Here is a 21,283-nt window from a genome sequence, read left to right as displayed (position 1 = left end):
AGGGTTTCCGGTGGTTCCAGGGCGCGGGTTGGTGCTGGTGGGCGGGGCCGAAAGAGGACGGGCATGACCCTCGGATGATCATGGAGGTTCCTACGCCAGCCTGATCGTCCTCGAGGTGCCATGCCCGCCGCACCATTATCGTCGGCTGTCCCTGTCCTGGATCAGTTGGCCGCCGTGGCGCCGGTCGGTGGCCGCCGGGTGCCGCCGGTGGATCTGCTCGCGGTGTCCGAGCAGGTCGTCGACCCGCGGAAACGCCGTGGCCGGCGCCACCGGCTGCCGGTCGTGCTCACGCTGGCGACGTGCGCGGTGCTCGTCGGGGCCCGCTCGTTCACGGCGATCGCCGAATGGGCCGCCGACGCCGGCGAGGCGGTCGCCGGCCGGCTCGGGATCGTCCGGGTCCCGGACGTCTCGACGTTCCGCCGGGTCTTCGCCCTGCTCGACGCCGACGCCCTGGACGCGGCGCTGGGAGCCTGGGTCGCCGGCAGGACCGAGCCCGGCAAGGGCCAGCGGCGCCGGGTCGCGGGCGACGGGAAGACCCTGCGCGGCAGCCGGGCCGGTGACACGGCCGGCCGGCACCTGCTCGCCGCGCTCGACCAACGCTAGGCCGTCGTGCTCGGCCAGTGCGCCGTCGACGCGAAGACCAACGAGATCCCCACGATCAAGGACCTGCTCGCCACCGTCGACCTGACCGACACCGTCATCACCGCCGACGCGCTGCACACCCAGGACGACACGGCCAACTGGCTGGTCGCGCACGGCGCCCACTACCTGCCGATCGTCAAGGCGAACCGCCCGACGCTTGCGGCCCAGCCCACCGCCCTGCCCTGGACAAAGGCCCGCACCGCCTGCCGGACGACCAACCGCGGCCACGGTCGCGCCGAGCGGCGGACCGTGAAGGCCACCGAGGTCCGCGCAGGGATCGACTTCCCGCACGCCGCCCAGGCCATCCAGATCACCCGCCGCCGCGGGCCCCTGACCGGCGGCCAGACAACGACCGAGACCATCCACGCGGTCACGAGCCTGCCGACGCATCAGGCCAGCCCCGCGCTACCAGCGAGCCGGCGAGCGGCGAGCGGGACGCTGCGCTCGCCCACGCCCACGTAGCTGGACAGCGGTCGGATGAGAGTGTTGGCGGCCAGCTGTTCGATGATGTGCGCCGTCCACCCGGTGATCCGCGACATGACGAAGATCGGGGTGAACGTCGGGATGTCGAATCCCATGAGGTGGTAGGCGGGGCCGGCCGGGAAGTCGAGGTTCGGGTGCAGGTTCCTCTCCCGGAGCATGACGGTCTCCAGCGTGGTGTAGATCGCCATGAGCCGTTCGCCGGGCTCGCCGCCGGTCTTGGCGACCCGGTCGAGCTCGGCGCGCATGGTGGGGACCCGGGAGTCGCCGGCCTTGTAGACGCGGTGGCCGAATCCCATGACCTTGCGCTTGTTCGCGAGGGCGTCGAGCATCCAGCGTTCGGCGTCCGCCGGGTCACCGATCTCGTCGATCATGTTCATGACGGCCTCGTTGGCGCCGCCGTGCAGCGGGCCCTTGAGGGCGCCGATGCCGGCGGTGACCGCGCTGTACAGGTCGGACAGCGTCGAGGTCACTACTCGTGCGGTGAAGGTGGAGGCGTTGAAGCTGTGCTCGGCATAGAGAATCAGGGAGACGTCGAAGGCGCGGACGGCCTCGGGGTCGGGAACCTCACCGAAGCACATGTGGAAGAAATTCCCGGCGAACCCGAGGGTCGGGTCGGGCAGGATCGGTTCCTGCCCGCGGCGGCGGCGCTGGTCCAGGGCGACCACGGTGGGTAGCTTCGCCATCAGGTCGAGCGCCTTGATCCGGTTGGCCTCGACCGTGCCGTCGTCCTCGGTGGGGTCTTGCGCGCCGAGGTAGCTGACGGCCGTGCGCAGCACGTCCATCGGATGGCAGGTCTCCGGCAGCCGCGCGAGCAGGCCCATCAGGGTCCGGTCGATCGAGCGGCGGGCGCGTTCGGCCTCGGTGAACCCGCACAGTTGCTCCGTAGTGGGCAGTTCGCCGTACCAGATGAGATAGGCGACTTCCTCGAAGGAATATTCGGCGGCGAGTTGCTGGACCGGGTAGCCGCGGTAGGTCAGCGAGTTTGTCTCCGGGTTCACCATCGAGACGGAAGTCGTGTCGACGACGACTCCGGCCAGACCCTTGCGCACCGACGGTTCGACGGTGGTCATGGCAGACGTCCTTCCCCAGGGAGTACCGGACGCTCAGATCCGGAAGTTGAAAGTGTTGGTGTCGAAGGTGTTGTAGGCGGGGTAGTCGAGGAGTTCGTAGAGCCGGGAACGGTGCTGCATCCCGTCGACCAGCGCGGCCTGCGTGCCGTCGGCCAGGAGGCGGCGCAGCCCGTCCTCGACGGCTCCCATCGCGATCCGCAGCAGCGTGACCGGGTAGATCACCAGATTCACGCCGACGGATTCCAACGCGGGAGCGGTGAGGAGTTCGCTCTTCCCGAACTCGGTCATGTTCGCCAGGATCGGCACGTCGACCGCCTTGCGCATCGCCTCGAACTCGACGGCGTCCGCCAAGGCCTCCGGAAAGATCATGTCGGCGCCGGCATCAACGTAGGTGCGGGCCCGTTCGATAGCCGCGTCCAGACCCTCGATCGCCCGGGCGTCGGTGCGGGCACAGATGACGAAGTTGTCATCGCGGCGAGCGGTGACGGCGGCGCGGATCCGGTGAATCATCTCCTCGGTGCTGACCACGGACTTGCCGTCGAGGTGCCCGCACCGCTTCGGGTTGACCTGGTCCTCCAGGTGGCATCCGGCCAGCCCGGCGTCCTCAAGGACCTGGAGTGTGCGGGCGACGTTCATCGGCTCGCCGAAACCGGTGTCGGCGTCAACGAGCGTCGGCAGATCGGTGACCCGGGCGATCTGTCCGGCTCGTCCGGCGACCTCGGTCAGCGTGGTCAGGCCGATGTCGGGCAGGGCGAGATCGGCGGAGAGCACCGCGCCGGAGACGTAGACGCCGTCGAAACCGAGCTCGGTGATCAGGACGGCGGTCAGCGGGTTGAACGCGCCGGGAAAACGCAGCAACCGACCGGAACGCAGCGCCTCACGGAAGGCGGCGCGGCGCAGGTGAGCGGGTGTTTTCGCGTGCAGCATCGGACTGGTCTCCCGGTCAGAAGATTCCCTGGGTCTCCCCGACCAGAGGTGGCCGGTCCGGGGTGAGGGTGAGCCCGGCGAGCTCGTCAGGAACGAGGTCGGGCAGGCGGACCGCGAGGTCGAGGAACCGGTCCTGTTCTGCGGTGGCGATCACACCTTCGGCGAGGCGGCGGAACTTGCCGACGTATTGCTCCCGGCCGAAGGGACGGGCGCCGAGCGGGTGCGCGTCGGCGACAGTGATCTCGTCGGTCAGCACCGTGTCGTCGTCGAACTCGACTACGACCGCTCCGCCGAACGCCTTCTCGGCGGGGTCAACGGCATGGTAGCGCCGCGTCCACTCCGCATCCTCTCGCGTGGTGATCTTCCGCCAGAGTGCGACCGTGTCCGGCCGGGCCGCTCGTTCGGGGGCGTAAGAGCGCTCGTGATGCCAGTCACCGTCCTGCAGAGCGACCGCGAAGATGTAGGGGATGGAGTGGTCCAGGGTCTCCCGGCTGGCCCTCGGGTCGTACTTCTGCGGGTCGTTCGCACCGGAACCGATCACGTAGTGGGTGTGATGGCTGGTGTGGATGGCGATGGAGCGGACTCTGGAGAAATCCCCGATCCGGGGGCCGAGGCGGCGGGCCAGGTCGATCAGTGCCTGGCTCTGGTACTCGGCGGAGTGTTCCTTCGTGTAGGTCTCGAGGATGCCCCGCTTGGGCTCTCCGGGCGCGGGAAGCGAGACCACGTACTGCCCACCGGGCCCGTCCAGCAGCCACGCGATGAACCCGTCCTCGCCCTCATAGGCGGGTGACGGGGCGCCCTCCCCGCGCATCGCCCGGTCCACCGCCTCGACGGCGAGCTTGCCGGCGAACGCCGGTGCGTAGGCCTTCCAGCTCGAGATCTCGCCCTTGCGGGACTGGCGGGTCGTCGTGGTCGTGTGCAGGGCCTGCTGGACGGCCTGGTAGACGGCCGCGGTGGGCAGGCCCAGCAGGGTGCCGATGCCGGCGGCGGCGGACGGGCCGAGGTGCGCGATGTGGTCGATCTTGTGCTTGTGCAGACAGATCCCACGAGCGAGCGCGACCTGGATCTCGTAACCGGTCACGATCCCGCGCACCAGTGCCTGGCCATCCAGTCCCAGCTGCTGGGCGACCGCCAGCACCGGCGGAATGTTGTCCCCGGGGTGGGAGTAGTCCGCTGCCAGGTAGGTGTCGTGGAAGTCCAGCTCGCGGACGGCCACACCATTGGCCCACGCCGCCCACTCCGGTGAGACCCGGGCGTGACCCGGCGCACCGAACACGGTCGCGCCGGCGCGACCGGCGCCGGCACTGTGCCGCCGCGCCTGGTCGCGGGCGGCGGTCACGGGTCCGCGGGCCAGGGACGCGGCGGCGACCCCAGCGTTGTCGATGACTCGGTTGATCACCATGTCGGCGACGTCGTCGGTGACCTCGACCGGGTCGGCCCCGACCGCCGCGATCTTCCAGGCGAGCTGGTCCTCCCGGGCCAGCCGCTCGGCGCTCGGATACACGCGGACCTTGTGGTCGATCATGCGTTCACGCTTTCTTCTGAGTCGTCCGTCAAACCGGGGTTGGAGTCGAAGCCGGGTTCGGCCTTCTCCGGCCGGGCCGCCGCGGCGCGCCCGGGACTGACCGCCAGGTACATCTGATCGGCGGCGGTCGTGACGAAAGCCGTGAGCTCACCGTTGAGGGCGGTACGGGTCAGGACGGAGACCGCGTCCGCTGTCCGGTTGCCCTCGCCGAGCTCGGCCTCAGCGGCCGCCGGCTCGTCCGCGATGAACGGTCGACGAACTCGCGCGTCACCGCGCGGCCGTCGTCGCGGAGCGCGACCATGCGGATCCGCTGCCAGAGCTGGCATCGGGCGATCTCGGCTGCCGCGGCGTCCGTCATAAGGCCACCCATCGCGACAGCGCCGATGCCTCTCAGCCACGTGTCGAGGTAGCGCAGCGTCACCCGAATATGGAGAGAACCGCGCCATCACGACTGCGCAGACCGGGGGTCAACTCCGGACCACGACCAGCCGACGGACGCCCCGCTCACCGAAAGCGAGTCGGCTGGCTGCTCGATCGGAAAGACTGCGATAGACACTATCGCGGCGCCGCCGTCCACGGGTTCAGGGAGTTCCTCACTCTAGCGACGACCGGGAGCCCCGGGCCTCAGTCTCGACGCCGCAGCCGACCCTCGTGCCCGTCAGCCGATTAGCGAGACGGGTGCGAGTTCTGTCCCGCCCGGGTACCGGAAGTCGAAGAGCACGGCGCCCTGGTCAGTGAGTACGACTCGCGAGCTGGCCGCGCCGCTGATCAGCCCCGGGCCTCCGGGTTCGATCTCGGCAAGCATCAGCCGGGCGCCTGCGGTCCTGGTGGCCTCCGTGCCGCGGATGCTCAGTCGGGCAGTTGGTCCGGTCAGGTGCAGCCACGGCGTGTCGACGAGGACGTCGAGCAGGCCGCCGTGGGCACGGAAGTGCACCGAGCCGCTGTACTGCAGCAGATGGCCGCCGTCGGTCTCGCTCACCGCCGAGCGCAGCGGAAAGCAGAACCCTTCTGCGGATTCGGTGGCGTGCTCATGTACGTGAACGGCGCCGCCGGCCGACTCGACATAGGAGCGGAAGGATGCCTTCACGTCCCAGCGCAGGGTGGAGGGAATCGCCAGGCCGCCGATCGCCAGGCCTTCATGATCCGCGCGAGGTCCCAGCAACACGCCCCTCCTGCTCTCGTCCGTGAACCCGCGTTGACGGTGCGGGAAAAAGCTCCGGACGGACATCGGTCACGGACATGTCCGATCCTCAGCTCTTCTTCGCGCCGGTGAGGAGTACCGGCTTGATGGTCTTGCCGGATCGGGCATCCGCCTCGGCGGCGTTGATGTCCTCGAGCGGGTAGGTGCGGATCAGCTTGTCGAAGGGGAAGCGTCCCTGCCGCCAGAAGGAGATGAGCCGGGGCAGGAAGATCTGGGGCACCGCACTGCCTTCGAGTACGAAGGTGACCTTCTTGCCGGACAGCTCGAGCGGGTCGACCGACAGGAGGCCGTTCCCTGCGCCGACCAGGACGGCCGTGCCGGGCCGCGCGAGCACCGCTATGGAAGCCGACATGACCGCCGGAGCCGACGTGGTTTCGAAGCTGAAGTCGAGGCCGGGACCCGCCCCCCTGACCTGGCTGACGACGTCGTCCTTGCTCCCGAGAACCACTCGCGTGGCGCCGAGCTCGAGAGCGAGGCCTAGGCGGTGCTCCTGGAGATCGACCGCAACGATGTCGCTTGCCCCCGCGAGCTTGGCGGCCATCACGGCCGCGAGGCCGACTGCGCCCGCGCCGAACACCGCGATCGACTGCCCCGGTGCGAGCCGCATCTCGTTGAGCACCGCGCCCGCGCCGGTCTGCAGACCGCATCCGAGCGGGCCGAGCAACTCCAGCGGCAGCTCCGGATCCACCACGACGACGTTCCGCTCCGTCGCGATGGCGTACTCGGCGAAGGACGACTGCCCGAACCAGCGGTTCGCGATGGGCCCGCCGTCGGCCCCCCGCGCACTGGTGGTGCCGTCGGCGTTCCGCCCGGAGAAGTTCCTCGCCTCGAACTCATGACAGTACGCCGGCTGCCCGCTCAGGCAGGTCGAGCAAGACCCACATGAGGCGAAGCTGATAAGCACGTGATCGCCCGGCTTGGCCGCTGTGACACCGCTGCCGACCTTCTCGACGATCCCGCTGCCCTCATGCCCAAGGATGATCGGGTGAAGCGAGGAGAAGGCCGGATCGCGCCCGACCATGTCGGTATGACACATCCCGGATCCGGCAATTCGCACCAACAGCTCGCCCGGCCGCACGTCGTCGAGCGAGACCTCTTCCAGCAGGTAAGGCCTATCTGCGGCGCGCAGGACAGCCGCCCTCATCTGTGTCAACGGGGTATAGGGCATCGGGATGTGGTCCTCTTCTCGTGCGTGATCTCGCAGGTTCAGTCGGTGGCGGGAACCGGTGTCCTGGCCACCAGGACCTTGTGGGCTTCGGCCCAGGTCCCCCGGCCGGCGATGTAGCGGCGGTACTTCATGATCTTGCGCGGCTCGTTGAGGGTCGCGGCACCGACGAGGCGAGCCCCGCGTCGGTACAGGGCCACGAACCGGTCCTCGTCGGGCCCGCCGGACGCGAACGTCACGCTGTCCGCCATCGCGGTGCCGGCGAACTGGATGCGGTGCCCGTACCAGTCGCTCCAGAAGTACGGCACCGTCTCGTGCGGCCTTCTGCGGTCGGGGAACAGCGCGTTGACCGCCGCCCGCGCTCCCTGGTCCGCCGCGTTCGTCCAGTTCTCGAGCCGCACGGTGTCGTCGAGCAGCGCGTTGGGCCAATGCACCACGTCGCCCGCCGCGTAGACGTCGGGGAGCGATGTCTCCAGATACGCATCGCAGATGATGCCGCCGTCCCTCGGGTCCAGCTGGATGCCGGACCCGCCGAGCCACGAGGTCGCCGGCGCCGCGCCTACGCCCACCACGACGACATCAGCGGTAAGGGTCTCACCGCTGGAAAGGCGGACGGCCTCGACATGCTCGTTGCCGACCATCCGCTCGACGTGAACGCCGCAGATTAGGCGGGTGCCGTTGCGGGTGTGCAGCCGAGAGAGGGATTCGCCGACCACTTCGCCGACGGCCCTGACCAGGGGCACCGGCGCAGCCTCCACGAGGGTGACCTCGGCGCCGCGGGAATGCGCCGACGACGCGATCTCCGAGCCGATGAACCCGGCACCCACCACGACGACCTTGCGCGCCGAACGTAGCGCGACCCGCAGCGCGACCGCGTCGTCCAGGGTTCTCAGTGTCCACACGCCCTCCAGAGGGCGGACGTTGGCGAGGACCCGCGGCTCCGCCCCCGTCGCGACGATCAACCTCCCATACGCCACCGGCCCCGTCGTCGTCCGAACCTGCCGGGCCGGCGGGTCGAGAGACGACGCCCGGCAGTCCAAGCGCAACTCGACACCGAGCTCGCCGGTCAGCGCCTCCTCGGTCGTGTAGTACGCCGGCTCCGGGTCAGCCGTCAAGAACTGCTTCGACAGCGGCGGCCGGTCGTACGGCAGATGCGGCTCGGCGCCGATAAGCGTGACAGGGCCCTCATACCCCGCACGCCGCGCCGACTCGACCGCCCGAAGACCAGCGAGGGACGCGCCGACCACGACGAGGCCGGGCCCTGCGACCGAACCGTTCGACATCCCCACGACTCATCCGTCCTCGGCGATCGACAGCGCCATGGCCGGGCAGGACCGGACGGCTTCCGCCACCTGCTCGTTACCGTCGAAGTCCTCGCTGTGCACCACGAGAACTCCGTCGTCCCCGACCTCGAACACGTCGGGGGCGATGGACTCGCAAATACCGATGCCGGTGCAGCGACCCCGGTCCACCACAAGTTTCATGATCCCTCTTTACAGTGACCGGTGTACTTCAGTTGGTGCGCGCCGACAGGTGCCTGATGCCGGAGCTGAACTCGCCGAACAGGAGATCGGGCTCGCCCGTCACCTGGAGTTTCGGCAGCTGGGTGAGGATCTCCCCGAACAAGGCGCGGAGCTCGGCCTTGGCGATGCCATTGCCCAGGCAGTAATGGATGCCGCCACCACCGAAACCGACGTGCGGCGTGCGCCCCCGGGAGAGGTCGAACCGGTGCGGGTCCTCGAACACAGCCTCGTCCCGGTTCCCGGAACAGTAGAAGACCGCCACCTTGTCACCCTGGCGAATCTGCTGGCCCCCCAGTTCGACATCCTGGGTCGCGGTCCGCGCGAACTGAAGGACCGGGCAGGCGTACCGGACGAACTCCTCGATCGCACCGGCGATGCGGCCGTCGAAGTCCTCCAACAGCCATGCCCGCTGTTCAGGGTTGCGGTCCAGTGCCAGAACGGTCCAGGACGTCGTCTGCTTGGTCGTGTCGTTACCGGCGATGCTGAGGAGCCGCATGATGGAGGTGATCTCCTCGTCCGACAACCGGCGCCCGTCGAACTGGGCGTTGGCTAGTGCCGTTGCGATGTCGTCCCCGGGACGAGTCCGCCGGAAGTTCACGAGATCCACTCCGATGTCCCGCAGGATGCCGAGTTGCTCCCCGGCGAACTCGGACAACGAGACTCCCTCGGGCCGGCTCTCGGGGTTGGTAAGAGCGCCGATGAATTTCTCGCCCGCGTCCGCGAAGGTCTGAGTGAGCCCCTCAGGCACGCCTATCAGGTCCGCTACGGTCAGCATCGGCAGCCTCGCCGAGAGGTCCTCGACGACGTCGAAATCGCCGGCACCGACGAGCCCTCCGACGATCTGTCGGGCGCGCTCCTCGATCTTGGCGTTGACTCTGGCCACCGCGCGCGGCGTGAACGCCGCGCTCATGATCTGCCGGTAGCGGGTGTGATCGGGCGGATCCATCTCCAGGAACGACGCGCTCTGAGTCATGGCCGGCAGCATCGGCCGGAGCGAGATGCCCCCGAGCGCGTTACTGAACAGCTCGTGGTTCAGGCCCACGAACCGAATGTCCTCGGCCTTGGTCACCGCCCAGAATCCCGCTTCCCCGTGAATCTCGGGGGGCAGCACCGGATCCTCCAGCGGCCTGTGCCAGCTGACCGGCGCCTTCCTGCGCAGCCAGGCGAACGTCTTGTCCCGCTCGCGGAAGGTCTTCCGCCAGAAAGCCTCGCTCGAGATATCCTTATCGGTCGTCAACGGATGCTCATTCGCGAACAGCTGGGTTGCCATTTGTAAACCTCCGACTCGCATGCGTTCGGGCACCAGCGATCGCGCCAAACCGCATGTCCCCAGAACATAGTCACGACACGAGGACCTGGCGCACCAGGTCAACGATGCGGGCCCAGCGCTTGCTCTGGACAGCTATTTGCCTTTACGGTGAAGTCCGTTACGTCGCCGGAGGCCCGATGACTACCTGGATGTCGGTGTATTCGTGGAGGCCCCACGGGCCGTTCTCGACGCCGATACCGCTCCATTTGTGTCCACCGAAGGGCAGGTGCTTCTGGACGCCACCCCCGTGTCTGTTGACGCAGACCTGGCCGCTGTCGATCCGGGTAGCAAGCTCCATCGCCCGGTCCCGATCCGCCGACCACACGGAGGCGGTGAGTCCGTAGTTGCCCCGGTTGGCGCGCTCGACCGCGTCGGCTTCGGCGCGGAACGGAATGATCGGGAGTACGGGGCCGAACTGTTCCTCGTCGACTACTCGGACGCCGTCGGAAACGCCGGCGAGGATGGTCGGCGGGTAGAAGTAGCCGGGCCGGTCGAGTGGGGCGCCGCCGGTGACGGCGCGCCCGCCGTGGCCGAGGGCGTCGGCGACGAGGTCCTTGACCCGTTCTAGCTGGGGCCGGTTGTTTACAGGCCCGAGTTGAGTGCCTTCGGCCATGCCGTCGCCGACGGTGACGGCCGCGGCGATCGCGCCCAACGCCTCGACCAAGTCGGCGCAAACGTCCTCGTGCGCGTAGACCCGTTTGACAGCCAGGCAGATCTGGCCATTGTTGTAGAAGGCATTCCAGAACATCTGCTGGGCTACCGTCTCGACGTCGACGTCGCCGAGGACGATCGCCGGGTCGTTGCCACCCAGTTCCAGGGTGACTCGCTTGAGATCCCCGGCCGCGGCTACGGCGACCCGCTTCCCGACGGCGGTCGACCCGGTGAAGCTCACCTTGCGCGGCACCGGATGCGACACCAGCGCGGCACCGAGCGGGTCCGGCCCGCTGACTACGTTGAGCACACCGTCGGGGAGCACACCGCGCAGGAGCCGGCCGAGAGCGAGGGTCGCGAGCGGCGTGTACGGCGACGGCTTGACGACTATCGTGTTTCCGGCTCGCAGGGCCGGCGCGATCTTCCACATGGCCAGCGAGATGGGGAAGTTCCACGGAGTGATGGCGCTGACCACCCCCAAGGGCCGCCGGAGAACTTCCTCATAGCCGTGCTCGTCGTCACGGATGATCTCGCGGGGTAGCTCGAGGTCCGCGTAGTACTGCAGCCACTCGGCGGACATCAGGATTTCGCCGCGCGCTCCGCTTAACGGCTGGCCCTGCTCCGCGGTAAGAATGGGAGCCAGCTCGTCTGCGGATGCCACGAGCACATCGGCGGCTTTCCGCAAGGCCGCCCGCCGCGCGGCCTCGTCCGTTTTCCAGTCGGCGTACGCACGGTCCGCGGCGTGGAAGACGGCGTCGAGTTGATCCGGGCTGACGGCCGGCGCTTGAGCGAACACCTGACCTGTGGCTGGATTGATCACGTCGAACGTTCCGTCGGCCGGGAAATCGCCGCCATCGACCGTGGCGGAGAACGGCCTAGCCGCAGCTACTGAACTCGTCACGATGTGCCTCTCCTTCGGGCCGTTTCGTGGCGCGGTTGGCCCGTGTCGTATTCGCTCCGGAAGTGGCTAGGACTCATATCCATCGGCCGACCCTGTCAGGGGATCCGGACCGGAAGACGTTTGACATTGCGGATCTCCGCGTTCACCGAGAACTCAGGCTCGCCGACCTCCATGTTCGGCAGTTTCGTTAGAATCTCGGAGAACAGCGCCCGCAGTTGCGCCTTGGCCACGCCGTTGCCCAAGCAATAATGGACTCCCCCGCCGCCGAAGGCGACGTGCGGGCTGCGCCCCCGGCTCAGGTCGAAGCGGTGGGGGTCCTCGAAAACAGACTCGTCCCGATTGCCTGAGCCGTAGAAGAGGACCAGCTTGTCCCCTCGGTCGACCTGGACTCCGTGAATCTCCGTGTCCTTTGTCGCGGTACGGCCGAACGTCAGGACAGGGCACGCATGCCGGACGAATTCCTCGATCGCACTGGCGATGCGGCCATCGAAATCCTGCATCAGCCGTGCCTTCTGGTCCGGGTTGCGCCACAGCGAGACCGTGCTAAGCGTGGTCGTCTGTTTCGTGGTATCATTGCCGGCAATGCTCAGCAGAACCATGATTGACTCGATCTGGTCGTCCGTGATCCTCCTACCGTCGACTTCCGCGCCTGCCAGCGCGGTCGCAACGTCATCGGCGGGATGCTTGCGCCGGTAATCGACCAGGTCCACGCCGATTTTGCGCAAGATCGCTTGCTGTTCCAGCATGAATTCGAATGGCGACTTGCCCGCTGGAACGATCTCCGGGTTAAGCGCGTTAATCCAGTTGTCCCCGGCGTGTGCGAATTCCTCGATCAGACTTTCGGGTACGCCGATCAAGTCCGCGACGGTCAACATCGGCAGCCGTGCCGCAACCCCAGTCACAAAGTCGATCTCGCCAGCTCCGACAACACCGCCGACAATCTGCGCTGCGCGCTCCGCTATCTTCGCGCTCAGCCGGCCAACTGCTTTCGGAGTGAACGCGGCACTCATCACTTGCCGGTACTGGGTATGGTTTGGCGGATCCATGACGAGAAAGTTGGGCTCCCCGCCAGAGCCAGAGAAGGAAGGTCTAGGGACAAACCCAACTCCACCCCACTCATCCGCCGAGCTGAAGATCGAGTGGTTCTGGCTGACATAGGTGATGTCTGCTGCCCGGGTAACGGCCCAGAACCCCGCCTCACCGTGCTCCTCAGCCGTCATCGCCAAGGTCTCCGCCGGCTCGTGCCAGCTCACTGGAGCATGCTCACGCAGCCAGGCGAACGTCTCGTCTCGCTTCTCGAACGACTGCGCCCAGAAGGCGGTGCTCGAGATGTCTTTGCCGGTCGTGACCGGGTGCCTCGTCGCGTGCACTGCCGACGACACTGGCGACCTCCTTTGTCTTCCGTTCCCTGAGAACCACGCCGACAGCCCAGAGTCAAGGGCCCTGCGCCGTTAGCGCGGCGCCGACCTAGTACCGAGCCTGGGCCACAAGCTACCGTCAGATCTGCAGGCCTCACCTCGCTAGTGCTAGTGGACTCGATACTCACGCTAGCAGCGAGGTAAACAGTTGTAAACCTTGAATCTCCGCCGTCGTGAGTTGCTGGCTGCGGCGAGAGTGCGGAATAGCGGGGAAGGACGACGACCCACGTTCGGCCCAGCCGCTGTCGATCGCAAGACGGTCAACGCCGGGACGTCGCGGACGACGACGAAAGCCGGGCGCCACGCAGCCGCGCACTGACCCGAGCCAGCTCTACAGCCGCCCGCTCGAGCCGCACGCGAGCCCTGCCGCGTCGACTTCGCCAAGGTGCACGCCGCGAGAACTCCGCTCGCGGCGTTGCCACAACCGGACGCCTGCGGCTGGGACGGACGTGCTTGTACATCGGGTCATTCCTTTTGGGCGTGACCGCCGCCTCGGCAAAGAACGCCGAGGTATTGGTCAGGCGGGAGGGGGCCGGGCGAGAGTGGGTCAGGCGAGAGGGCCCGCGATACTTGTCTTGCTGGCGTCACCACTGTCCTCGAATGTATTGGTGAGTCCGGGATCGGGCGTCGGTTCCGCGCGGATGGTTTGATCGGAGGACTGCGGACCGGTGTGCGTGCGCAGCGGGATTTCGGGGAGCATGATCGACAGCACGAGACCAATCACCAGGATGCAGGCTCCGAGGGCGAAGATGAAGCTGATCGCGTCAGAGAACCCGGTGATGATCGGATTCCTTAGCGTGGCCGGTAGGGATCTCAGACCGCTCGTGTCGTCCACACTGAACGCGCTGCCCGGCGGTAGGCTGACCCCCGACTTGGACAACTCGTGCGGGATGTTGGTGGCCGCTTGGGCGAAAAGGATGGACAGGAACAGTGCCGTTCCGAGCGTGCCGCCGATCTGCCGGAAGAAGGTGACCGCCGATGTCGCCACGCCCATGTCGCGAGGGTCGACCGCGTTCTGCATCGCGGTGATGACTATCTGCAAGCTCAGGCCAAGACCCGCGCCGAAGATAGCCATGTACAGGGCGCTTTCCCACAGCGGGGTATCCGCGCCCACCCCCGCGAGCAACGCCAGGCCGAGTACGAGCAGCACCGACCCCGCGATCGGGAAGATCTTGTAGTGGCCGGTGCGCGAGGCGACCTGACCCGCGAGTACCGATCCAAATGCCTGGGCGAGGGCGAGCGGCACCATGAGCAGCCCCGCCTCCGTCGGGGAGGCACCTTTGACGATCTGCAGGTACAGCGGGAACGTGAACGTTCCGCCGTACAGGCCGAGACCGAAGATGATCGAATGGGCGGAGCCGAGGCTGAACATCGACTCGCGGAACATCCGCAACGGTAGCAGTGCCTCGTCACCCATGCGTATTTCCACGCGCAAGAACGCGACGAGCCCGACCGCGCCGAGCAGATAACACCCGTAGGCACCGCCGGACTGCCAACCCCACGTACGGCCCTGTTCGGCGATGACCAACCACGGAACGAGCGCGAAAACAAGCGAAGCCGCGCCCCACCAGTCGATGCGCTGGTCACGACGGCGGTGGTCGATCTTTAGGACGCGTAGGACGACGTACAACGCCAGGATGCCGAGCGGGACGTTGATGTAGAAGATCCAGCGCCAGCCGGAGATGCCAAGAATCGTTGGCTGGCCTGCGAAGAATCCGCCGGTCACCGGGCCGAGCACCGAGGCCGTGCCGAAGACGGCCACGATGTAGCCCTGATACCGACCGCGGTCACGGGGCGGGATGAGGTCGCCGACGATGGCGAACGCGAGCGGCAACACGCCGCCGGCACCGACCCCCTGCAAAGCGCGGAACCCGGCAAGCATGTACATCGAGTTCGCCAACCCGCAGAGCACCGAGCCAACGATGAAGACCGCGATCGCAATCATGAACAGTGGCTTGCGGCCGTAGATGTCAGACAACTTGCCGTACACCGGCGTCGCGATCGTCGCGGTGACCAGGAACGCGGTCGTCACCCACGCCTGAATCGACAGACCATTGAGATCGTCGCCGATCGTCCGGATCGCAGTAGACATGACCGTCTGGTCGAGTGCGGCGAGGAATATTCCGAGCAGCAGGCCCGGCAAGACCGTCAAGATCTGCCTATGGCTCAAACCGCGGGAGACGGCGGTTTGAGCCGTTGCAGCGCCGGGGGTTGGGGATGCCATCAGGTTGTCCACGTCTCCCTTCGCTACGAGGCGGGCGAGCTGGCCGCGTCATCTAATTTCGGTGGGCATCCGGTGGTGTAGGACGCCGTGCTGAAGACGAGCCCTCGAGTCGGCGATCGACCGTGACTATCCGTTCACCTTCCAGAGTCGGAGGAACTGGTCCGCCATATCCGACGGGAACTCGGGATCGGCAAAGTCGGCGATATCGTGCACGTTCTTCTGGGTGACCAGCCACAAACTCGGCGGCCAGGTGTAGAAAGGCAGATTCTCGAACGAGCGGATCGCGACGTCAACTATCTGCCAGCCTTGCAACTGAAACGGCGCCACCAGCCACGCGAGGTTGTCACCAGCGCTGAGGTCTTTGAGCCCGTCGGCACCCGGCGAATTACCAAGAATTTTGACCGGGGGGAGTGACGCCGCCCTGATCGCCTGGCTGAGACCGCTAGCGGACTGACCAGGATTGACGATTACATACTCCGTCTTCGGACGGCGCTGCAAATAGGCCACGATGTCCTGGGCCCCCTTACCGCTCAAGACGTCGGCAAACGGCACCTGCACGACTTCGAGCGTGCAAGACGGGCACTTCTCCGCGAGGCGAGTCCGCTCCGCAGCGGTGGTGGCTGTGGCCAGGGCACCCAACTGGGGCACTTCAGTTGTGACCATCTGAATGTCTTTGGCGTCGGGCCCAGCGTCCGCTAGCGCCACGTCGACAAGGATCGACCCAAAGACCTGTCCGTCCGCGGGCCCGTTGCGCACGTAGAGCACGCCGTCCGGGGCTGGCTCCGCATCGAGATCCTCGGCACCTGCCACGCTCACAATCAACGTGCCGCTGGCGCGCGCCGCCGGGATGGCACTTCTCCACACCGCGATCGGCGTCGCGGCGACCACAACCACGTCGGCACCCGAGTTGATGGCCGTCGTCAGCGCCGACAGTGTCGTGGACGGGTCGATGGGATTGGCCTGTAAGACACTGTAGCTCCAGCCGATCTCGGCGGTCGCGGCCTTGAATCCTGCCGCCAGAGTCTGGTCATATCCTGTTCCGAGGCTGATCTGGACGAACTTCTTCCCGGCCGGCGGCGCCGACGTGAGAGCAGGCGCGTCCCCGATCGTCGCCGGCTGCTTCGTGTAAGCCGCGACAGCGGCCTCGAACGAGGCGGCGGAGTTCGTATCTGAACCCGACCCGCCTGCGGGCGGGGAACTGGAACAGCTGGTGATAGCGCCGGCTGCCAGCGCGGCGGCACCGAGCAGAATACCTAATCGTCGCATGGTAGATCTCCTATCGTTAAGGACGAAGTTGGAACGGCGAAACGCTGCCGGCAGAGGGTTAGGCGGCTTGGGGTTGGGTACGCTTTCGGTTCAGTCGCCGACTTTGGCGACCGCGTAGCCGCGCCACCGAAATCGCGGCCAGCAGAACCAGGCCGTTGAACATGTTGCTGACCCACGGCTGGTTGCCGTGGAGTTGGATTCCCTGCACGCCGGTCCCGAGCAGGTAGACGGCGATGATCGTGCCAACGACGTTCGGCCGGGACAGCACCTGGGTCGAGCCCAAGAATAGCGCCGCCACCACGGGCAGCAGGTAGCCCTGACCAGCTGTGCTGGTGGCGGATCCGACGCGGGCGATGAGCAGAACGCCCGCCAGGCCGGCGATCAGCCCGCTGAACGCGAGTGCAAGAGATTGGATTTTCGGGACGTTGATCCCAGCGAGGCGTGCGGCGTTGTAGTTGTTGCCGCTGGCGAGAACGAACCGACCGCCCGGGGTGTGCTCGAGCCAGACGTACATGCAGACCGCCAGGATCGCGAGGATGATGGCGAGGATCGGGATCGGTCCGATCGAGTCCAGTCCGATGTGTACGAAGGACGGGCTGAGATTGGCGGTGAGCGTGTTCCCCTGGCTCAGGTACTCGGTAATGCCGAGCGCCACCGACGACATGCCCAGGGTGACGATGAGACTGTCCAGTTTGATAAACGCGACGAGCAGGCCAGAGCCCAGCCCAAGCGCTCCGGCAAGCAGGATGGCGGCCAGCGCGACCACGTAGGTGTCGATGTCGGTGCGCGTGGTGGCCCAGGCCATGAAAACCGCCGAGAGGCCGGCGATGCTGCCAAAAGAAAGGTCGAGCAGCCCGGCGGCCATCGGCACGAGCATGCCGATCGCGAGCAGGCCGGTGATCGCCGAGTTGACTAAGATGACCTTGAGGTTGGTCTCGGTCAGGAACAGATCGGGTTGGGTGGCGCCGAAGAAGATGATTAGCGCGACGAGCCCGTAGATTCCGCTGAAGCGCACGAGTCCGATACGGTTCACAACCGTGTTCATCGCTGAACTGGCAGGAACAAGCGGATTCGGTGAGGGCAATTCGGGTTCGCGGATCTGCACAGGCGTTTCGGATGAGGTCATCGAGTTTCACCACCGTCGAGGTTAGGAGCCGAGCGCGATCGCGTCGATCTCGCCCGCGCTGGTAGGGGCGGTGAGCTCGGCCACGATACGGCCGCGGCGGAGCACGAGGACTCGGTCGCAGAGCTGTGCGAGTTCTTCCGAGTCGGAAGAACAGATCAGGACGGCCAGGCGGCAAGTTGCTTCACGCAGTTCCCGATACACGGAGACCCGGGACTCGACGTCGACGCCCTGGGTCGGCTCGTCGAGCACAAGAACGGTATGCTCCGTCGCCAACCATCGCCCGAGCACGACCTTCTGCTGGTTTCCCCCGCTGAGAACGATGACGGGCAGGGCGGGAATGCCAGGGCGTACCGCCATTCGGGCAATCCATGCACCGGCGGAGCGGGCCTCGGCCTCGCGACGAATGAACCCTCGCCCGGCGAAGGCCCGCAGTCCGGCGATGGTGAGGTTGTCTTTGATCGACATGAACGGTAGGAGGCCGTCGTCGATGCGGTTCGCCGGCACGCAGGCGATTCCGGAGGCGACGGCGCGGTGTGGCCGCCTGGGCGGCACGACTCGCCCGCCCGTCCGAATCTCCCCTTCGCGAGGAATGACTCCCATGATCGCGGGCACCACCTCGTCCCGCCCGGATCCGGTGATGCCCGCGATACCGACGATTTCGCCCACGCTGGCATGCAGGTCGACGCCGGCCAGCCGGCCGGTTCGCAGCCCGGTGACGGATAGTGTGGCCGCCCCCTGAGCGGCGCTTTCGCCGCGGCGGGCCGCCTCCTTCGTCACCGGTCTACCTGCCATCATCTCGACCAACTGGTCGTGCGTGCGGTCGGCGACCGCCGAGTCGTCGACCATCCGTCCGTTGCGCATGACGGACACTCGATGCGCCAGTTCGAAGACTTCGTCGAGGTGATGGGTCACGTACAGCACGGCGACGCCTCGGTCGGCGAGGCGCTGGACCGCGTCGAACAGCCGTGCGCACTCGGTGGCCGGCAGGGCGGCGGTCGGCTCGTCGAGGACCAACAGCCGGACTGACTCGTCGGTGCCGGCCAGCGCACGAACGATCGCGGTACCGGTTCGCTCGACGGGATTCAGCCGATCGATGGTCTGGCTGGGATCAAAATTGTAGCCGAGTTCTTCAAGTGATCGGCGCGCGTCTCGGCGTGCGCGTCCCCAGGCGACGGTGCCGAGCTTGGTACGGGGATATCGGAAGCCAAGAGCCATGTTGTCGACGGCGCTGAGATTGGCCGCCAGTCCGAGATCCTGATGAACGAAACGCAATCCCGCGCCGGAGCCATGAGCCTGGTGACCGCTGAGACTCAGCGGTTGGCCGCCGACGGCTACTTGCCCATCATCGGCCGCATGGAAGCCGGCAAGGATCTTTATCAGAGTCGACTTGCCGCTGCCATTGAGTCCGATCAGCGCGCGAATCTCGCCCCTGCGGATACGTAGGTCAACCCGGTTCAACACAAGGTTCGGGCCGAAGCTCTTGTGCACTCCCGCGACCGTCAGAGCGTCTTCATGTTCCACGGCGGTGTTCACGCTCTGGATGGGATCGGTCGCAATAAGTGGGACCACGTGGGTTCAGGCACTGTAACGACCATCTCGGTCCCCCCGGCACGAGGCTGTCGCGATCTTAATCATGACATCACCTCTCGGTACATAGCCGCCCGCGTCGGTCGGCCGGATCGTGCAATTGAATCCTAGAACACTATTTTAGTCAACGGCTCGATTTCGAGTTGCTGGCCGCCCAGAGGTGCTGCCTGGTATCAGCGTGTCTGACACGTTGTGGGTGGGGTGCGGCGCGGCATCGTACCCGGTGCCCGAGCCAGGCGAGGGTGCGCGGGTGTCCCGTCGCGTTCCTCGGTAACCGTCGGCTCTGTCTGATGCGCGGCGGGGGTGTCGAGCCTTTGGTCCGGGAGCCGACTAGGGATGGCCGTCCGCCGAGCACCGCCATCGAACCCAGCGGACCGGATCTCGTGTGTAGAGCGGACGGGGAGCGCGTGGTGGGCGGTACCTGCGGATTTCCGGCTCGCGGCAACGACGATGCGGGTCTACTTCGCGCGCCAGCCCGCTACCCGCCCCCGGACCACGGCGGACGCGCGCACGCCGTTCTCCCCTGCTAGGTAGGCGTTCACTCGTCGAAACGCAACCTAGCAACGCGAACGGCGGGCGCGCGCCGAGGACGACTTCTTTCGGCGATCAAGCCCACGACTAAGTCGGTAGAGCCTCGAACGCAGCCCTAATTCTCCTTGGCGAACCACGGCGGCGTCAGAGGCTGCTTCGCGGGCGCACGGAAATTTGTCTCGACCAGCCCGGCCAGCGTCTCCATGTCCCAGAAGTCGTGCGTGCTCACGACCCGGATCGGTTCCGGGATGTTGTACAGCTCGACCGAGGGTCCACGCGCGCCGACAACCCGGCCGTTGAGCCAGCCCGAGCGCTCGCTGGCCAGGTAAGTGGCGATCGGGCCGAGGTGCTCCGGCCCTGGCCCGTTGTCGGGTTCCGGGTTGCGGCCGGCTGGAATGGTCGCGACCAGCCGGGACGCTGCTCCCGGAGAGATGGCGTTGGTCGTTACCCCGTAGCGGCGCAGCGCGTTGGCACAGGAATACGTGAGACCGACGATACCCATCTTGGCTGCCGCATAGTTGGGTTGTCCCGCGCTGCCGTGCAAGCCGGAGATCGACGTGAAGTTGATGATCCGGTTGTGCGCGTTCTCGTCCCGCTGGCCGCGCCAGTGGCTTGCGGCCGGCTTGATCGTGTTGTAATGCCCCTTTAGGTGCACCGCGATGACGGCGTCCCAGTCCTCCTCCACGAGGTTGAAGATCATTTTGTCCCGCAGGATACCCGCGACGTTGACCAGGATGTCGAGACGGCCATACTCGTCGATCGCCCGCTGGATCATGGCGGCGGCGGCGGCGTGGTCCGTGATGTCGGTGTAGTCCGCGATCGCCGTTCCGCCTTCGGCGGCGATCTTGCTCACCACTTCTTCCGCTGGCGTCGTGTCGCTGCCCTTCCCGTCGCCGGTGCCGCCCAGGTCGTTCACCACAACGGCGGCGCCCTCGCGGGCGTACGTCGCGGCGATCGTCGCGCCGATGCCACGACCTGCCCCGGTCACCACCGCAACCCGGTCCTTCAGCCAGTCAGCCACGCTTCACAGCTCCTTCGATCGTCTCTGGTCGGCTCGTTCAACCGGTCTTTCGACGCCACCCGTTCGAGCAGCATCCTAGAATCCTACTCTATCAAATTGACTCCCGCGGCGACTTCGCGTCGAATCGCGCGCTGACGCCGAGGTGTTCATGGTTCTGGCGAGCGAGGCACTCAACCGGAATGCCAACGCATCGAAGAAGGCGACCGAGCGGGCCCGTGCCGCTGGCGAGACCCGTCCGGCCGCCCTATACGCGGCGGGCGCCAAGGCTTATCTCATGGATATCTGGAAGACGCGCGAGATATCGCGGGTAATGCTAGGCGATGACGGGCCGCCCGGCTATGCGAACGTGTACCGGGAGGCCGGCGTGAAGTTCATGCATGGCGCTAGGGGGCTGACGTTCGGTAACCCGCCGCTGCCCAATTTGACTGCCTGTGCTGTCACCGCACTCGTGCATGCCGGGGCGCTGCAGATCGTCGAGGCTGACGGCCGAGGTACCGCCACGAAGATCGCGGACTATTTCACCGRCCTCATCCTCCGCCTGGCTAACAGCGAGGAGTGATGCGCAGGGGACCGTCCCCACGCACCGTCTCCCGTTCGTGCCGTGCTAACGCCCAAGCGCCGCCGCACGGCTGGCGTATTTCCGTCCTCGTTGGAGCCGGCGTCCTCATGGCGCGCACTGCGACGGCTAGGGCCGCCTGTTGGCGAAGATGAAC

19 protein-coding genes are annotated in these 21,283 nt (G+C 66.8%); 3 read left to right on the top strand and 16 right to left on the bottom strand.

Annotation, left to right across the window (positions count from 1 at the left end):
• Positions 1 to 207 precede the first annotated feature (207 nt).
• Together BCD48_RS53590 and BCD48_RS53585 are read left to right on the top strand one after the other, a co-directional pair.
• The gene (locus BCD48_RS53590) at positions 208 to 603 is read left to right on the top strand and encodes a transposase family protein (protein WP_241841736.1); all 396 of its coding nucleotides are present in this window, start codon (positions 208 to 210) and stop codon (positions 601 to 603) included.
• A gap of 6 nt (positions 604 to 609) precedes the next feature.
• Positions 610 to 1,104, top strand: coding sequence for an ISAs1 family transposase (locus BCD48_RS53585; protein WP_071048967.1), 495 nt, complete (start codon positions 610 to 612; stop codon positions 1,102 to 1,104).
• On the opposite strand, the gene BCD48_RS14910 is transcribed toward BCD48_RS53585, so the two are convergent.
• The 16 genes from BCD48_RS14910 to BCD48_RS14835 all read right to left on the bottom strand — a co-directional run bounded on the left by BCD48_RS14910 (position 1,032) and on the right by BCD48_RS14835 (position 20,537).
• The gene (locus tag BCD48_RS14910) at positions 1,032 to 2,195 is read right to left on the bottom strand and encodes a bifunctional 2-methylcitrate synthase/citrate synthase (RefSeq protein WP_071048966.1); all 1,164 of its coding nucleotides are present in this window, start codon (positions 2,193 to 2,195) and stop codon (positions 1,032 to 1,034) included. The two genes, BCD48_RS53585 and BCD48_RS14910, sit on opposite strands and share 73 nt — an antisense overlap.
• Before the next feature lie 33 nt (positions 2,196 to 2,228).
• On the bottom strand, positions 2,229 to 3,122 hold the full coding sequence (prpB, locus tag BCD48_RS14905) for a methylisocitrate lyase (protein ID WP_071048965.1): 894 nt from the start codon (positions 3,120 to 3,122) through the stop codon (positions 2,229 to 2,231).
• 16 nt (positions 3,123 to 3,138) lie between these two features.
• On the bottom strand, positions 3,139 to 4,647 hold the full coding sequence (locus tag BCD48_RS14900; protein ID WP_071048964.1) for an MmgE/PrpD family protein: 1,509 nt from the start codon (positions 4,645 to 4,647) through the stop codon (positions 3,139 to 3,141).
• 169 nt (positions 4,648 to 4,816) lie between these two features.
• A complete protein-coding gene (locus BCD48_RS46260; protein WP_241841738.1) occupies positions 4,817 to 5,017 on the bottom strand; it encodes a hypothetical protein in 201 nt (66 codons plus the stop codon).
• Between the two features lie 288 nt (positions 5,018 to 5,305).
• A complete protein-coding gene (locus BCD48_RS14890) occupies positions 5,306 to 5,812 on the bottom strand; it encodes an HtaA domain-containing protein (protein WP_071048962.1) in 507 nt (168 codons plus the stop codon).
• An 85-nt stretch (positions 5,813 to 5,897) separates the two neighbouring features.
• On the bottom strand, positions 5,898 to 6,992 hold the full coding sequence (locus BCD48_RS14885; RefSeq protein ID WP_241841735.1) for an NAD(P)-dependent alcohol dehydrogenase: 1,095 nt from the start codon (positions 6,990 to 6,992) through the stop codon (positions 5,898 to 5,900).
• Positions 6,993 to 7,054: 62 nt separating this feature from the next.
• Positions 7,055 to 8,296, bottom strand: coding sequence for an NAD(P)/FAD-dependent oxidoreductase (locus BCD48_RS14880; protein ID WP_071048960.1), 1,242 nt, complete (start codon positions 8,294 to 8,296; stop codon positions 7,055 to 7,057).
• Between the two features lie 9 nt (positions 8,297 to 8,305).
• Positions 8,306 to 8,497 (bottom strand): ferredoxin, encoded by a 192-nt coding sequence (locus BCD48_RS14875; RefSeq protein WP_071048959.1) that lies wholly within the window; start codon positions 8,495 to 8,497, stop codon positions 8,306 to 8,308.
• A gap of 28 nt (positions 8,498 to 8,525) precedes the next feature.
• Positions 8,526 to 9,854 carry a cytochrome P450 gene (locus BCD48_RS14870; RefSeq protein ID WP_198543246.1) on the bottom strand — a complete coding sequence of 443 codons (1,329 nt, stop codon included), beginning with the start codon at positions 9,852 to 9,854 and terminating at the stop codon, positions 8,526 to 8,528.
• 109 nt (positions 9,855 to 9,963) lie between these two features.
• Entirely contained in the window at positions 9,964 to 11,397 is a 1,434-nt protein-coding gene (locus BCD48_RS14865) for an aldehyde dehydrogenase family protein (protein WP_083418657.1), read from the bottom strand.
• Positions 11,398 to 11,492: 95 nt separating this feature from the next.
• Positions 11,493 to 12,779, bottom strand: coding sequence for a cytochrome P450 (locus BCD48_RS14860; RefSeq protein ID WP_198543245.1), 1,287 nt, complete (start codon positions 12,777 to 12,779; stop codon positions 11,493 to 11,495).
• Between the two features lie 583 nt (positions 12,780 to 13,362).
• Entirely contained in the window at positions 13,363 to 15,051 is a 1,689-nt protein-coding gene (locus BCD48_RS14855) for an MDR family MFS transporter (RefSeq protein WP_241841734.1), read from the bottom strand.
• Between the two features lie 114 nt (positions 15,052 to 15,165).
• Entirely contained in the window at positions 15,166 to 16,305 is a 1,140-nt protein-coding gene (locus BCD48_RS14850; protein ID WP_071048955.1) for a sugar ABC transporter substrate-binding protein, read from the bottom strand.
• 58 nt (positions 16,306 to 16,363) lie between these two features.
• Positions 16,364 to 17,431, bottom strand: a complete 1,068-nt coding sequence (locus BCD48_RS14845) for an ABC transporter permease (protein ID WP_083418656.1) — start codon at positions 17,429 to 17,431, stop codon at positions 16,364 to 16,366.
• A gap of 21 nt (positions 17,432 to 17,452) precedes the next feature.
• Positions 17,453 to 18,964 carry a sugar ABC transporter ATP-binding protein gene (locus BCD48_RS14840; protein ID WP_071048953.1) on the bottom strand — a complete coding sequence of 504 codons (1,512 nt, stop codon included), beginning with the start codon at positions 18,962 to 18,964 and terminating at the stop codon, positions 17,453 to 17,455.
• Between the two features lie 700 nt (positions 18,965 to 19,664).
• Positions 19,665 to 20,537, bottom strand: a complete 873-nt coding sequence (locus tag BCD48_RS14835; protein WP_241841737.1) for an SDR family NAD(P)-dependent oxidoreductase — start codon at positions 20,535 to 20,537, stop codon at positions 19,665 to 19,667.
• A gap of 181 nt (positions 20,538 to 20,718) precedes the next feature.
• Here BCD48_RS14835 and BCD48_RS14830 point away from each other — a divergent pair, with 181 nt between their 5' ends.
• Positions 20,719 to 21,129: a hypothetical protein gene (locus tag BCD48_RS14830; protein WP_131803996.1), complete on the top strand. Its 411-nt coding sequence runs from the start codon at positions 20,719 to 20,721 to the stop codon at positions 21,127 to 21,129.
• Positions 21,130 to 21,283: the final 154 nt, after the last annotated feature.

Source organism: Pseudofrankia coriaricola, from assembly GCF_001854805.1.
Lineage (GTDB): Bacteria > Actinomycetota > Actinomycetes > Frankiales > Frankiaceae > Pseudofrankia.
This window is presented reverse-complemented; position numbering and strand designations above follow the sequence as displayed.

Excerpts from the sequence above, each read along its gene's own strand:
- BCD48_RS14910 (WP_071048966.1), bottom strand. The coding sequence starts at position 2,195 with ATGACCACCGTCGAACCGTCGGTGCGCAAGGGTCTGGCCGGAGTCGTC.
- prpB (WP_071048965.1), bottom strand. The coding sequence starts at position 3,122 with ATGCTGCACGCGAAAACACCCGCTCACCTGCGCCGCGCCGCCTTCCGT.
- BCD48_RS14900 (WP_071048964.1), bottom strand. The coding sequence starts at position 4,647 with ATGATCGACCACAAGGTCCGCGTGTATCCGAGCGCCGAGCGGCTGGCC.
- BCD48_RS46260 (WP_241841738.1), bottom strand. The coding sequence starts at position 5,017 with ATGGGTGGCCTTATGACGGACGCCGCGGCAGCCGAGATCGCCCGATGC.
- BCD48_RS14885 (WP_241841735.1), bottom strand. The coding sequence starts at position 6,992 with ATGAGGGCGGCTGTCCTGCGCGCCGCAGATAGGCCTTACCTGCTGGAA.
- BCD48_RS14880 (WP_071048960.1), bottom strand. The coding sequence starts at position 8,296 with ATGTCGAACGGTTCGGTCGCAGGGCCCGGCCTCGTCGTGGTCGGCGCG.
- BCD48_RS14875 (WP_071048959.1), bottom strand. The coding sequence starts at position 8,497 with ATGAAACTTGTGGTGGACCGGGGTCGCTGCACCGGCATCGGTATTTGC.
- BCD48_RS14850 (WP_071048955.1), bottom strand. The coding sequence starts at position 16,305 with ATGCGACGATTAGGTATTCTGCTCGGTGCCGCCGCGCTGGCAGCCGGC.
- BCD48_RS14845 (WP_083418656.1), bottom strand. The coding sequence starts at position 17,431 with ATGACCTCATCCGAAACGCCTGTGCAGATCCGCGAACCCGAATTGCCC.